The organism is Streptomyces sp. Rer75 (assembly GCF_013414305.1).
GTDB classification, from domain to species: Bacteria; Actinomycetota; Actinomycetes; order Streptomycetales; family Streptomycetaceae; genus Streptomyces; species Streptomyces himastatinicus.
The window spans coordinates 9,702,809-9,716,337 of record NZ_CP058693.1 but is presented as its reverse complement, the minus strand read 5'-3'; the positions used below and the strand labels follow the sequence as shown (position 1 = coordinate 9,716,337).

Below are 13,529 nucleotides of genomic sequence, written 5' to 3'. Positions count from 1 at the left end.
GTCCGGGCCTCGCAGAGCGCAGGTGATCGCGTGGGTGTAGACGATCGGCACCCGGCACAGGACCACGCCCCGGCGCAGCAGCATGCCCCGGAGGCGGAGCGGGCCCGGCTGCGTCTGCTCGAAGCCGCGAGCGCAGGTCTCGGCGACGCGGAGCTGCTGCGGCTGGCGCTCGACCATCTGGTGTCCGGGCTTCAGGGCCTGGGCGGCATGGCGCATCTGCGCAGGCCCGACGGGCTGGGGCTGCGGCTGGTGGCCACCAGCGGCATCAGCGGTCCGCTGCTCAGGGCGTGGCAGAGCATCGAGTGGGGCGAGTCGGTCGCTCCGATGACCGCCTTCCACGGCGGCGCCGCCCTCTGGGCCGCCACCCCGGCCGAGGGCGGCCCCCTCGCCCGGAGCATCCCGCCCGGCGTGTGCATGGCGGCCATCCCGGTGCCGATGAACGGCAGGCCGCCGCTCGCGGTGCTGTCGGTGCTGACGTCCACACCGCGGGCGGGTGACGCGGCCCAGCGCGATCTGGCCCGTACGGTCACCGGATGGCTGGCCCGGCGGCTGCGGCTGCTGTCGACGGCCACCGCGGACGCCGACCGCGACCGGGTCCGGCAGCCGGAGGAGCAGCGGTCCGGCCCCTGGGTGCAGCGGGCGCTGCACACGGCGCGGATCGGCGCCTGGGAGTGGGATCTCCGCGGCGCCACCCTGACCTGCGACGACCAGGCGCAGACACTGCTGGGGTTCGAGCCCGGCAGCTTCGACGGCCAGGTCAACACCTGGCTGGGCGCCATCCACCCCGAGGACATGCCCTGGGTGCAGGCGGTCTCCACCGCGGAGGCGCTGCGCGGCCGCAGCGAGTACAGCGTCGAGTACCGGGTGCGGCAGCCCGACGGGGCGTACCGCTGGGTGCAGGCGCGCGGGACCGTGGCCGCCCGGACGGACGGTGTTCCGGCCCGGGTGGTCGGCACGCTGTGGGACATCACCGAGACCCGCCGCTCCCGGGACGCCTTCAGCCGCGCCCTGCGGTACATGGGCGACGGGTTCCTGGTGGTCGACGAGGACGGGCGGATCACATTCGGCAACATCGAGGCCGAGCGTTTCCTCGGGGCCTCCGGGGAACTGCGGGGCCAGGTGCTGTGGGACCTTCCGCGGGCGCGGGCGATCGGTGTGGAGCCGCGGTTCCGGCGGGCGGCGGCGGCGCGGGCGCCCATCGACTTCCATGCCCGCTGGCCGCGCAGCAACCGCTGGTACCACGTCCGGCTGGTCCCGGTGCCCGACGGGATGACGGTGCACATCACGGATGTCACCGACCGCCGGGCGCTGGACGCCGAGCGCTCGGCCGCAGCACACGCCGCCACCGAGCGCGCCACCCGGATCGCCGAGCTGACCAGTGCCTTCGCCGAGGCGCTGACGACGCAGGACGTGGTCAAGGCGGTCGCGGACCGGGTGCTGCCGCCGTTCGGGGCGACCGGGCTGATCTGCCAGCTCATCGAGGACAAGCGACTGCGGGTGGTGGGTGCCACCGGCTACTCGGACGCGTTTCTGAGCTTCCTCGACAACATCCCCGTGCCGCCGGAGACCCCTTTCCACACGCCCGTCGTCCAGATCCTCGGCTCCCGCACCCCGCTGTTCATCTCCTCGCCCGAGGACTACGCGAAGCGTTTCCCGGAGGTGGTCGGCTATCTGCCGCTGAGCGAGAAGAAGGCGTGGGCGTTCCTCCCGCTGGTGGCCTCGGACCACCGGGCCGGCTACTGCGTCGTCTCGTTCGACCGGCCGCGCCACTTCAGCGACGAGGAACGCACGCTGCTCACCGCGATCAGCGGGCTGGTCGCCCAGGCGCTGGAGCGGGCCCGGCTGTACGACGCCGAGCACACCCGCGCCCAGGAGCTCCAGCGCGGGCTGCTTCCCCGTACCCTGCCCGCGCTGCCCGCCGTCACGGCCGCCGCGCGCTATCTGCCGGCCGGGGAGGGCATGGAGGTGGGCGGCGACTGGTACGACCTGATCCCGCTGTCCGGGGAGCGGGTGGCGCTGGTCATCGGCGACGTGATGGGCCACGGGCTGTCCGAGGCGGCCACCATGGGGCGGCTGCGCACCGCCGTGCACACGCTGGCCGATCTGGAGCTGCCGCCGGATGAGCTGCTGACCCACCTCAACGATCTGGTGGGCGCGCTCGGCGACGACTTCTACGCCACGTGTCTGTACGCCATCTACGATCCGACCACCAGCGTGTGCGCCTTCGCGTGCGCGGGGCATCCGCCGCCCGCCATCATCCACCCCGACGGCACGGTGCACTCCCCCGGCTTCTCCCCCGACCCGCCGCTCGGCGCCGCGACCCCGCCGTTCGAGACGATCGAGGTGCAGCTGCCGGAGGACAGCATCCTGGTGCTGTGCACGGACGGGCTGATCGAGTCCGCGACCCGTGACATCGACCGCGGCATGGCGTACCTCTCCCGCATCCTGGCCGACGCGCTGGCCAGGACGCCGGATCTGCTTCCGCGTCCGAGCGCCACCGGTGACGGCGGTTCGGCGGTGGACGAGGGCGACGGACGTGTCCTCGGCCAGCTCGACCGGCTGTGCGACACCCTCGTCGCCACCCTGCTGCCCGAGCAGTCGCGCACCCAGGACGATGCGGCGCTGCTGGTGGCGCGGACGCATTCGATGACCGCGGACAACATCGCGTCCTGGCGGCTGCCCGATGCGCCGATCGCCGCCGGGGAGGCCCGCCACCACGTCCGGGACCAGCTCGGCGCCTGGCAGTTGGACGAGCTGGCCATGACCACCGAGCTGCTGGTCAGCGAGCTGGTCGGCAATGTGGTCCGGCATGCCAAGGGCCCCATCAGGCTGCGCCTGCTGCGCAGCCGCAGCCTGATCTGCGAGGTGTCGGACGGCAGCCCCACCACGCCGCGGATCCGCCGGGCCTCGGACACCGACGAGGGCGGGCGGGGCCTCCAGCTGGTGTCCGCGCTCTCCCACCGCTGGGGCACCCGCTTCACCCCGACGGGCAAGTGCATCTGGGCGGAGCAGCCGCTGCCGACGGGCTGATCGCTCAGGCGCCCGGGCGGCCGGACACCTCACCGGCCAGCGCCTCGATGTCGGCGGCGGTCGCCCGGTCCGGGTCGCCCACGGTCATCCGGGAGGTTCCGGCGGGCAGCCCGCGGGCGGTCTGGGCGTGCTTGATCCGGCCGATGCTGGGGCCGAGGAGACCGACCGTGCGGTCCACCAGGTCCTGGAGCGCGGCGATCCGGGCCGGGTCGGTGGTGTCGTCGCGCAGCGCCGCGGCCAGGTCGAGGAAGGGCTCGGGGAAGGCGGCCGAGCAGCCGGAGACCACTCCGGCGCCACCGGCGGCCAGGACGTCGGCGAGCCGCTGGTCGTTGCCCGAGTAGACCTCGAACCCCTCGGGGAGTTCGGCGCGGTACGCGGCCACCTCGGTGGAGGGGGTTCCGCTCAGCTTGACGCCTGCCAGCCCGCACGAGGCGGCCAGCTTGCCGAATTCCACCGGGTCGACCGTCAGGCCGCTGCGCTCGGGGAAGAGGTACGCGTACAGCTGGGCGTCGGGGGCGGCGAGCCGGATGCGGCTGAAGTACGCCTCCAGCTCGTCCGCGTTCGCGGGCAGGTAGTACGGGGTGAGCGCGGCGATGCGGCGGGCACCGGCCGCCACGGCGGCCCGGGTGAGCCGGACGGCGGTGTGCGCGTCGGCGGCGCCGATGTGCGCGATCACGCCGTCGGTACCCGCCTCCTGCAAGGCGGTCTCGATCAGCAGCAGCCGTTCGCCCTCGCTCAGCGCGGGGAACTCTCCGGTGGTTCCGGCCACGAGCAGCTGTCCGGTGGTGCGGGCGGCAAAGCCGTACTGGGCGCGGGCCGCGTCCAGGTCGAGATCGCCACTCGGGGTGAACGGCGTGGTGAGCGCGGTGACGACGGTGCGCTGACGGTCCATGTGCGTGACTCCTCACTCGGCAAACCGTTATCCGTTTTCGGTTAACCGTTGACAGCGATCGTAACCGTGGCGAAAACTCATGCCACCCCCCAGGGCCCCACAACATCACTCCAGGAGCCGCATGTGATGTCCGAACATCTCGTGACCCTGTACCACCTGAACGATCTCGGCGCCGACGAGCTACGTCGGCTGCTGCCCGGCCATCCCGATCTGCGCATCACCGAGATCGGGCCGGACGAGGACCCGCACGACCACCGGGACGCGCTCGCCGATGCGACGATCGTCCTCGCCCCGCTGGAGAAGGAGCGCCGCATCACCGCGGAGCTGCTCGACGGGATGCGGCGCTGCCGCCTCGTGCAGTCGGTGGCCGTCGGCTTCGACGGCGTCGACCACCTCGCCGCCGCCGAGCGCTCCATACCGGTCGCGAACCTGCCCGGCTTCAACACCGACGCCGTGGCCGACTGGACGGTCGGCGCGCTGCTCTCCCTCCTGCGCCGCTACGCGGCGGGTCACGCGAAGATCGAAAGCGGTGGCTGGGGGCCCGAGGGGCTGCGCGGGCGCGATCTGTCCGCGCTCACCGTCGGCATCGCCGGGTTCGGCAGCATCGGCCGCGCCGTCGCGCGCCGCCTCGACGGTTTCGGAAGCGACGTCCTGGTGCACGACCCGGTGCCCTCCGAGCCCGACCGTACGTATGTGAGCCTGGACGACCTCGCCTCCCGCTCCAACGTGCTCACCCTGCACATGCCGCTGAACGAGGCCACCCGTGGTGTCGTCGGCGATGCCCTGCTGTCCCGGATGCCCCGGGGGAGTTATGTCCTCAACGCCGGACGTGGCGGTGTCCTGGACGAGGACGCGCTGGTCAAGGCCCTGGACTCGGGACAGCTGGCGGGCGCCGCGCTCGATGTGTTCGCCGAGGAGCCGCTGCCCGCGGACTCCCCGCTGCGCGGCCGCTCCGATGTGCTGCTCACCCCGCACACCGCCGGGGTGACGGTCGAGGCGTACCACGCCATCCGGGCGCGGCTCGTCGAGAGCGTGGACCGGGTGCTGTCGGGCGAGGCCCCGCGGAACGTGGTCAACGGCGTCAGCGGCGTCCGGCCACCTGCGGGGGTGTGAGTGCGATGGCTCTCGGCAAGACATCCGCACAGGCCCCGGTCACCGCTCCGAAGAGACAAGGCGGACGCGTAGGCAAGGTCCGCTTCGTCGTCCTCGGGCTGCTGTTCGCGGGCATCACGATCAACTACATCGACCGCGCCACACTCAGCGTCGCGCTGCCGCACATCACCGATGACCTCGGTCTGTCCGACGGCGTCGGCGGACTGCTGCTGTCGGCGTTCTTCTGGACGTACGCCTTCGGCCAGATGCCCGGCGGCTGGCTCGCCGACAAGGTCGGCCCGCGCATCATGCTCGCGGTCGCGAGCCTGTGGTGGGGGCTGGCCACCGCGGCCATGGGCATGGCCCGTGGCGTGGCGTCGCTGGTGGGGCTGCGGGCTCTGCTCGGCCTCGGCGAGGCACCCAGCTTCCCCTCCAGCGCCAAGGTGGTCTCCCGCTGGTTCCCGGCCTCCGAGCGCAGCTTCGCCTCGGCGACCTTCAACAACGGCAACGCGGTCGGCGGTGCCCTGTCCATCCCGCTGGTCACCCTGGTGGTCACCGGCCTCGGCTGGCGCTGGGCGTTCGCCATCGCGGGCGGTCTCGGTGTGCTGTGGGCGCTGGGCTGGTGGCTCTACTACCGCGACCCGAAGGAGCACCGGAGCCTCGGCGCCGCGGAGCGGGAGCACATCGAGTCGGGGCAGGAGAAGGAGACGGCCGAGGACGCCGCGGCGAGCGCCCGGATCGGCTGGCGGGACCTGTTCCGCTTCCGGATGATCTGGGCGATGATGCTCGGCTTCTTCTGCGTCAACTTCGTCGCGTACTTCTTCATCACCTGGTTCCCGACCTATCTGGTGGACGAATACCACCTCGACGCGCTGTCCTTCGGGTTCCTCGGCATGATTCCCGGCATCGCGTCCATGCTGGGCGGCTGGAGCGGCGGGCTGTTCTCCGACTGGCTGGTGCGGCGCGGCACCGAGCGCACGAAGGCGCGGAAAATCCCGCTGGTCGGCGGGCTGCTGGGCACCTCGGTGATCGCACTCGCGGTCATCTCGCCGGGTGTCGGCACGGCGCTGACCGCGCTGTCCGTCTCCTACTTCTGCTCCACCTTCGCGGCGGCGAGCGTCTGGGCGCTGCCCGCCGACGTGGCCCCGACGGCCGCACACGTCGGCTCGATCGCCGGGATCCAGAACACGGCGGCCAACATCGCGGGCATCCTCTCCCCGCTGCTGCTCGGCGTACTCAAGGGCATCACCCACTCGTTCATGCTGCCCCTGACGCTGGCGGGGTGTATGGCCCTGCTCGGCGCCGCCACCTACGCGTTCCTGCTGCCGAAGGTCGAGCGCCTGAAGATGGCGGGGTGACAAGGGAGTCGGGGTGAGGGGGACGGGGTCCCCGCCGCGCCCCGGTGAAGAGGGCGCGGCGGGGACCGGACCGGTCAGCGGTCGTTCTCCTGAAGGAGCGAGCGCACCATGCGGCACGTGGCGTTGGACGGCGGGTGCACGCCGATCCGGACCGCGGTGGAGCGTATCTTGCGGTTGCGCGCCTGCTCGGGGCGGTACACACCGGAGTTGAGCAGGGCGATGGCCAGGCGCATGGCCTTCAGCCGGCGGTTGTGGGTCTCGTACCACTCACGCGGACGCCCGGCGGGCATGCGCTTCTTCGGCAGGGTCGTAAAGCTCGGCAGGTCCGGAAGAGGGGTAGCGGCAGTGGCCATCGGCATCCTCCTGGGACGGTCGGTCACGCTCTCTTTCAATGCCTCCATTCTACGGTGGGGCACTGACAAAGCAGCCTGGTCAGGCACCAGATGACCGAGATTCGAGGGGCGTTGCGGGAGGGGTCTCGCGGTACGGTTGCGCCATGGAGATCTGGATCAATCCGGCGTGCTCGAAGTGCCGCAGCGCGCTCAGTCTGCTCGACGCGGAGGGCGCCGGGTACACCGTCCGCCGCTACCTGGAGGACGTACCGAGCCAGGACGAGATCCGCGGCGTACTGGCCCGGCTCGGGCTCGAACCGTGGGACATCACCCGGACGCAGGAGGCCGCGGCGAAGGAGCTGGGGCTGAAGGACTGGCCGCGCGACGAGGGCGCGCGCGACCGCTGGATCGCGGCGCTCGCCGAACACCCCAAGCTGATCCAGCGGCCGATCATCACCGCCGACGACGGTTCCGCGGTGGTGGGGCGTACGGAGGAGGCGGTGCGGGAGGCACTGTCGCGCTCCACGGACTGACGCCCGTACGCGGGCGTCGGGCCCCGGTTCCCGTGCCGCGCACGGGAACCGGGGCCCATGGCCGTGGGGTCCGCCGCGTCAGCGGCCCCGGCCGGTGGTCGGCTCCGGACGCAGCAGGAAGCGCTGCGTCTTGCCGCTGGAGGTCTTCGGCAGCGCATCCACGAAGTGGATCTGCCGCGGGTACGCGTGCTTGGCGAACCGGTCCCGGACGACCTGCTGTAGCTCGGCGGCGAGCGCCTCGCCCGGCTGGGCCCCGGGGCTCAGGACGACGAAGGCCTCGATGATCTCGCCGTACTCGTCGTCGGGGATGCCCACCGCGGCGGCCTCCGCCACGGCCTGATGCTCCTGGAGCACGCTTTCCACCTCGAAGGGGCCGATGCGGTAGCCCGCCATCAGGATGACGTCGTCGCCGCGCCCGGAGAAGAACAGATCGCCCTCCTCGTCCTGCGCCGCGGTGTCACCGGTGTAGAACCACCGCCCGTCGGGGCTGAACTTCTCGGCCGTGCGCTCCGGCGCGCCCAGGTATCCCTTGAACCACATCAACGGGCTGTCCGCGATGTCGATCGCCACCCGGCCGGGAACACCCGTCGCCGCCTCGGCGGAGTTGGTGTCCTCGCGCAGGATCTTCACACTCCAGCCGGGCAGCGGGCGTCCCATGGAGCCGGTCTTGAGGTCGGTGCGCAGCTCCGAATGCCAGGCGTGGGCGATGACCATGCCGGTCTCGGTCAGGCCGTAGTGGTCGCGTACGGGGACGCCGAGCGCCTCCTGCGCCCAGTCGACGACGTCCGGGGGCAGCGGTTCACCGGCCGCGGAGCAGCAGCGCAGCCGCAGGTCGCCGGGGGCGGCACCGGAAGCGCGCAGCTTGCGGTAGACGGTGGGCCCGGCGGTGAAGTTGGTGACGCCGAAGCGGGACAGCACGTCCCAGGTGCCCTCGGCGGAGAACAGGCTGTTCAGCAGCAGGCTGCGGCGGCCGAGGGCGAGCGGCGCGATGATGGCGTAGTACAGGCCGTACGCCCACCCCGGGTCGGCCGCGTTCCAGAACACGTCGGTGGGCTGGTGGTCCAGGCCGAACTCCTGGTACATCACGAAGCCCGCGACGGCGTTCAGCGGGATCGGCACGGCCTTCGGGGAGCCCGCGGTACCGGAGGTGAACAGCTCCACGATGGTGGCGTCGCCGCCCACCGCCACCGGCTCGGGCTGCGGGGCGTGCGACTCCAGCAGCTCGGAGAAGGCGAGGTCGGTGCCGGTGACCGGGCCGGTCGTGATGATCTGCCAGGGCCGCTCACCGGGGAAACCGGCCTCCGGGTCCAGCTTCGGGCGCTGGTCGGCGTCCGTGACCACCGCCTTGGTGCCGTTGCCGATGGTGCGCAGCGCGATGGCCGGCGGGGCGAACGCGGTGAACAGCGGCACCTGGACGGCCCCGAGCCGCCAGATGGCGAGGGACGCGATGAGCAGTTCGGCGGACTTGCCCATCAGGGTGGCCACCCGGTCACCGGCCCCGACGCCCAGGGCGGCCAGGGCACTTGCCATGCGCGACGAGCGGTCGCGGAGCTCAGCGAACGTCATGTCATGGCTGGTCAGGTCCTTGCTCACCAAGGTGAACGCCACGGCGTCGGACGGATGCCGGTCGCACAGCAGATACGCGGTGCACGCCGCTGGCTCACCGAAGGTCTTGAGCAGGTCAGCCATGCGCTGTTCTGGGCTGGTCAAGAGGGCTCCTTGGGCTGGTTTCCACACGTCGCGCCATACGGGAGGTCGGCGGCAGCCTTCCCGTTGGCCTGTACACGCTATCGCGCTTTTCGTGGTGCCCCGCAGCCGTGTGCGGTGGGATTCCGGCTCGTCAACGGCTCGTCAGCGCGGTGACACACTCCCGGTTTCCGTCGCGGAGGCCACAACGGCACTCTGGCGTCACCTCGACCCCCGGCTTACCGTGGCAGCCGTAGTCCTCCCGTTCGCACGGCTGGTCATGTCTGAGCACAACTTCCGGACAAGAGGTGAGCCTTGTTCCTCCGCCGAAGACGAGTCCGCCGATTAACGGTCGTCGCCACGCTCCTCGCCGCCCTGGCCGCCGTCGCAGCCGGGCCCGCAGGGGCCACGCCCGATCGTGCGCCGAGCGCCCGGCCGCCGCTCGTCGACCCGATCGACCCCCAGCGCTGGCGCAACCCCGACGACATGACGTGGGCCGACTACCGCGCGGTCCCCGGCACCCGCTGGGCCGACCCGGACGTCAAACCCACCCAGCGCACCTTCAGGGGCGCACTGGTGCTCCTCGACTATCCGGACGAGGAGTTCACGGTCAGCCAACCGGCGGGTTCGACCCTGTTCGGCAACCCGCAGCCGTCCGCTTCCGGCATACCGCGCGACCGTCTGCCCCGGTTCTACGAGGACTTCCTCAACAAGCCCGGCGCGCTCAACAACGGTCACACCATCAACGAGTACTGGATGGAGGACTCCGGTGGCCGCATCGGCGTCGACCTGACGGCCTTCGGTGTGTACCGCATGCCCGCGAAGTCCTACCAGTACGGGGTGGAGGACTCGATGAACCCCGGCGCCTGCCCGGCCGGGGACACCTGCGACATGGACATCCGGGCCGACGGGAAGGCGGCCTGGACCGCCGACGTGGGCGACGGGGAGACCAAGAAGTTCGACTTCGTCTTCTATCTCACGGCCGGGCAGGACGAGTCGTCCACCTGGCAGGAGTTCGGCCAGATGAAGTTCGCCGACCGGCAGGACGTACCGGCCATGTGGGGCCCGCCCGTTTCCACCGGGAGCAACGCGGCGGCGACCCGCTACGTACCGTGGACGTCGTGGCAGGCCGCGGCCCGTATCTGGCCCAACGCCACGGACGGCTCGTCCCTCCAGACCGAGAGCTCCGGCATGGCCGTGTACGCCCATGAACTCAGCCACATCCTGGGCATAGGCGACAACTACAACAACCCCTACGGCACTCCCCTCAGCCGCTCCTACACCGGCATCTGGGGCATGCTCTCCCGCGGCTCGTTCAACGGCCCCGGCGGCCCGCACACCCGGTGGCAGATTCCCGCCACCGCCGGCGGTTCGATGGGCGCCCAGCATGTGCTGCGCGACAAGCTGAAGCTGGGCATCGTGGACGAGAAGAACGTCCTGCGCCTGGACCGGGACGCCCTGGCGGACTCCGGAATGGCCGTCGCCCGCGTCACGGCACGTTCCGCGCCCCCGGGCGAGAAGGGGCTCGCGGGCGTCAACATCACCCTGGGCAGCGATCTCTCGCCGTCTTGCGACCGGAAGACCGACCCCCTGTGCGACGGCGGCGGCTACGACAACTACACCGTCGAGGTCGTGGACCGCATGGGCATGGACTCGTTCACCCCGGACAACGGAGTACTGATCAGCAAGACGAAGAACAAGGACCAGGCCCCGTTCGCCTGGGTGATCGACGCCCATCCCGAGGACATCGACATGGTGGACTTCCAGCGCCCCGACGGCACCACGCAGAAGATCACCATGGGCGACTACCGGCAGCTCAGCGATGCGCTCTTCCACGCCGGGGCCGACTCCGGCAGCCAGTACGAGTACATCGACAAGGCCAACCGGCTGCACTTCTACGTCCTCGACCTGAAGCGCGACCGGTCCGGTGTGCTCTCGTACACCATCGCCGTCAAGTCCCTGGACGGCTCCGGGCCGCAGCGGCGTGGCGTCGACCTGGACCGCGGCGTGGCGAAGGGCCACCCCTCGAAGGGCCGCGCCACGTGCACCTTCGACCTCACCAACACCGGCCGCGCCGGGAGCTCCGGCGCCCATCTGGACTCCGATGTCTACCGGCTGTCGGCCACGGCCACCGGCCGGGGCTGGTCCGCGTGGCTGCCCAACCAGCTCGCCACCGCCACGGCAGGCGCCTCGGTCGATGTGGGCGTGGCCGTGACCGCGAAGAGCGGGGCCGACCGGCACGGCAAGGTCGTCCTCACCGCCCGCTCCGAGAGCGACCCGCGCAAGACGGCCAAGGCCACGTGCGCGCTGCGCACACGGTGAGTACGGCCACATGAGGGCGGCCCGCCGGGAAACCGGCGGGCCGCTCCCCGTAGGTCTCACATATTCCTCAGTCGGAGGGCAGCGGCACCCGGAGGGTGTCCGGCTCACAGCCGTGCGTCCCCGCGATGATCCGCGCCGCGCCCATGGTGAGCGGCACCAGGCTCTGCTGGTCCACCTTGTCGGGGGTGTCCCTCGGGTCGAAGATGTACATCGGCGTGGTGATCAGCTGCACCAGCGGCACACCCGTGTAGTAGAAGTACGCGCCATCGGTGGCCGGGTTCGGCGCGAAGGCGGTCGGCGACAGGATCCACGAGCGGCGCAGATCCTCGGCCGCGATCGAATCGGCCACCAGCCGCTCCAGCGCGGGCGCCTGGGTGGTGAACCACCAGCGCACCTCCGGATCGTCGGTGGGCACGACCTCGCCGTCGACCACGATGGCCTGGCGCGCGGCGTGTTCCAGATGCATTTCGAGCACGACCTGCGGAAACAGCTCCGGGTGCGCCGAGATGAACGCCTGGGTGCCCGCGGCCCCGGCCATGTGGCCCGACGTCAGCAGGAACAGCATGTTGTGCGGGCGCAGCTCCTGCGGCACCGACGCCCAGAACCTGGCCTGCGCCAGGACGAGCGCCACCCCCGACGCGTCCTCCACCGCCGAGGCCCACGGTCCGTCATGGTGTGACCCGATGATCACCCAGTGGTCCGAGGCACCGGGCAGGGTGCCCACCACATTGTGGGTGGTCTCCTCGGTGATGGTGGCATCGGAGATGATCCGCCCCTCGCACGCGCCGGAAGCCATCAGCTCACGGACCCGCTCGCCGTCGCTCCCGCTCAGCCAGATCCCGGGGATCGAGCGCAGCTCGGCGTCATAGGGCCAGTAGAAGTCGCTGGTCTCCCAGGGCACACCGGTGAGCAGCCCGACGTACGCGGTCGCCCCGTCCTTGATGGCGATGTCGAAGTCCAGCACATGCGGAAGGTCGAACGGCACGGTCTGGACGAGGTCGGGGAAGACGCCCTCGGGGTCGTATGCATCGGTGGCCCGGGCCTGCACCTCCGTCTGCGGCAGCTGGGTGAAGCCGATTTCCTGGACGGCGATGCCACCGCCCACCTCCCCGTCCTCCATACGCACCAGCCGCCCCTCGGTGCCCTCGGTGGGGGTGGTGTACGGCAGGGCGAGTCCGGTGAAGCGGGTGACCTCGCCGGGGCGGCCGACGGGCCAGATCTCGAAGGCGGCGGACCGCGGCCGCCAGATCGGCGTGGCCAGCGGTTCCAGCCGGACGTCCTCGAGCCCCGTTTCGCGGAACTGCTCGGCGGCCCACTCCTCGGTCCAGCTGTCGGCGGAATAGCCCGCCCGGCGAATGCCTTGGCTGACGATCAGTTCGATCCAGCCCATCATCTCCTTCGAGGTGGGTGCCCGATCGACGTACTTCTCCAGCGCCGGCCAGCCGCTCATCGCCATCCTCCTTCGTCCCGACGTCCGCTTCATGCTCGGCGGCCGGTCTAAAGCTGGGCTAATGGGGCGCGGCGACCGGGCCGCCGCCACGTACCGCGGGCAAGCCACGCGTTAGAGCACCTTTAGGGACGGCACAAATGATGGTCGCCGTATCCGCTCCGGGGCTTGCCGGGTGACTCAGCCGCAGGTCAGCGCCCGATCAGCCCCCTTACCGATGGGAGTTGCGTATGCGTACCCGGAAGGCAGTGCACACGGGCCTTGTCGCCGTGGGTCTCGTGGCGTTCGCAGTCACTCCGGTGAACGCCGAACCGGAGACGCGGGGCAAGCCGTCGCGCGCCACTCCCGCGAACCCGCTGCCCGCACCGCCCCAGATACGCGCGCTGGATTTCCTCCTCGGGACCTACAAGTGCGACTACACACCCCCGCCGGGCAGTAAGGCGACGGTGATGTACCTGACCACGAAGCGAGCCATGGGCGGGCATTACTACTACACCGACGCGACCATGGAACCCGGCCATGTGGTCGGCCGGTCGACATTCGGCTGGGATCCCGTGGGCAGAAAGTTCATCGTCCAGTACCACGACAACTGGGGATCCTCCGCGAACTACTCCTCGCCCGGCTGGAAAAACGGCCACCTGGTGTTCAAGGGGCCGCTCAGCCAGGTGGTCACGCCCAGCGCCACCGGAGAGACCGAGGGCGTGAAGATGGACGTGGTGGACGACTATCAGGTGCTCGGTCCAGGACATTTCAAGGACGCCACAAGTTTCACCTTCCCCGACGGAAGTACCTTGCGCGGCAGTTACGACTGCCGTCGCCCATAGCGGTTTTGCCGAG

Annotated in this window: 10 protein-coding genes; 6 read left to right on the top strand and 4 right to left on the bottom strand. The window is 71.0% G+C overall.

From position 1 onward, the window contains the following. Nucleotides 1-30: 30 nt before the first annotated feature. Nucleotides 31-3,030 (top strand): SpoIIE family protein phosphatase, encoded by a 3,000-nt coding sequence (locus tag HYQ63_RS40950; RefSeq protein ID WP_257232483.1) that lies wholly within the window; start codon nt 31-33, stop codon nt 3,028-3,030. 4 nt (nt 3,031-3,034) lie between these two features. Here HYQ63_RS40950 and HYQ63_RS40945 read toward each other — a convergent pair whose 3' ends face one another. Further along, nucleotides 3,035-3,922 carry a dihydrodipicolinate synthase family protein gene (locus tag HYQ63_RS40945; RefSeq protein ID WP_179939104.1) on the bottom strand — a complete coding sequence of 296 codons (888 nt, stop codon included), beginning with the start codon at nt 3,920-3,922 and terminating at the stop codon, nt 3,035-3,037. Nucleotides 3,923-4,048: 126 nt separating this feature from the next. Between HYQ63_RS40945 and HYQ63_RS40940 the strand changes: the two genes are divergently transcribed. Together HYQ63_RS40940 and HYQ63_RS40935 are read left to right on the top strand one after the other, a co-directional pair. Then, nucleotides 4,049-5,035, top strand: coding sequence for a 2-hydroxyacid dehydrogenase (locus HYQ63_RS40940; RefSeq protein WP_179939103.1), 987 nt, complete (start codon nt 4,049-4,051; stop codon nt 5,033-5,035). Between the two features lie 5 nt (nt 5,036-5,040). Further along, a complete protein-coding gene (locus HYQ63_RS40935; protein WP_179939102.1) occupies nt 5,041-6,372 on the top strand; it encodes an MFS transporter in 1,332 nt (443 codons plus the stop codon). A 74-nt stretch (nt 6,373-6,446) separates the two neighbouring features. Here the strand turns inward: HYQ63_RS40935 and HYQ63_RS40930 are convergent, their stop codons facing one another. Further along, nucleotides 6,447-6,731, bottom strand: coding sequence for a hypothetical protein (locus HYQ63_RS40930; RefSeq protein ID WP_373689184.1), 285 nt, complete (start codon nt 6,729-6,731; stop codon nt 6,447-6,449). Nucleotides 6,732-6,868: 137 nt separating this feature from the next. Here HYQ63_RS40930 and HYQ63_RS40925 point away from each other — a divergent pair, with 137 nt between their 5' ends. Further along, on the top strand, nt 6,869-7,237 hold the full coding sequence (locus HYQ63_RS40925) for an arsenate reductase family protein (RefSeq protein ID WP_179939100.1): 369 nt from the start codon (nt 6,869-6,871) through the stop codon (nt 7,235-7,237). A gap of 78 nt (nt 7,238-7,315) precedes the next feature. Here the strand turns inward: HYQ63_RS40925 and HYQ63_RS40920 are convergent, their stop codons facing one another. Further along, on the bottom strand, nt 7,316-8,947 hold the full coding sequence (locus HYQ63_RS40920) for an AMP-binding protein (protein WP_218929623.1): 1,632 nt from the start codon (nt 8,945-8,947) through the stop codon (nt 7,316-7,318). Between the two features lie 291 nt (nt 8,948-9,238). On the opposite strand from HYQ63_RS40920, the gene HYQ63_RS40915 reads away from it, so the two are divergent. Continuing rightward, the gene (locus HYQ63_RS40915; RefSeq protein ID WP_179939099.1) at nt 9,239-11,245 is read left to right on the top strand and encodes a M6 family metalloprotease domain-containing protein; all 2,007 of its coding nucleotides are present in this window, start codon (nt 9,239-9,241) and stop codon (nt 11,243-11,245) included. Between the two features lie 67 nt (nt 11,246-11,312). On the opposite strand, the gene HYQ63_RS40910 is transcribed toward HYQ63_RS40915, so the two are convergent. Next, complete coding sequence (locus HYQ63_RS40910; protein ID WP_179939098.1) at nt 11,313-12,695, bottom strand: M28 family metallopeptidase; 1,383 nt, start codon at nt 12,693-12,695, stop codon at nt 11,313-11,315. A 227-nt stretch (nt 12,696-12,922) separates the two neighbouring features. Here HYQ63_RS40910 and HYQ63_RS40905 point away from each other — a divergent pair, with 227 nt between their 5' ends. Further along, a complete protein-coding gene (locus tag HYQ63_RS40905) occupies nt 12,923-13,516 on the top strand; it encodes a hypothetical protein (protein ID WP_257232482.1) in 594 nt (197 codons plus the stop codon). The last annotated feature ends 13 nt before the right edge of the window (nt 13,517-13,529 follow it).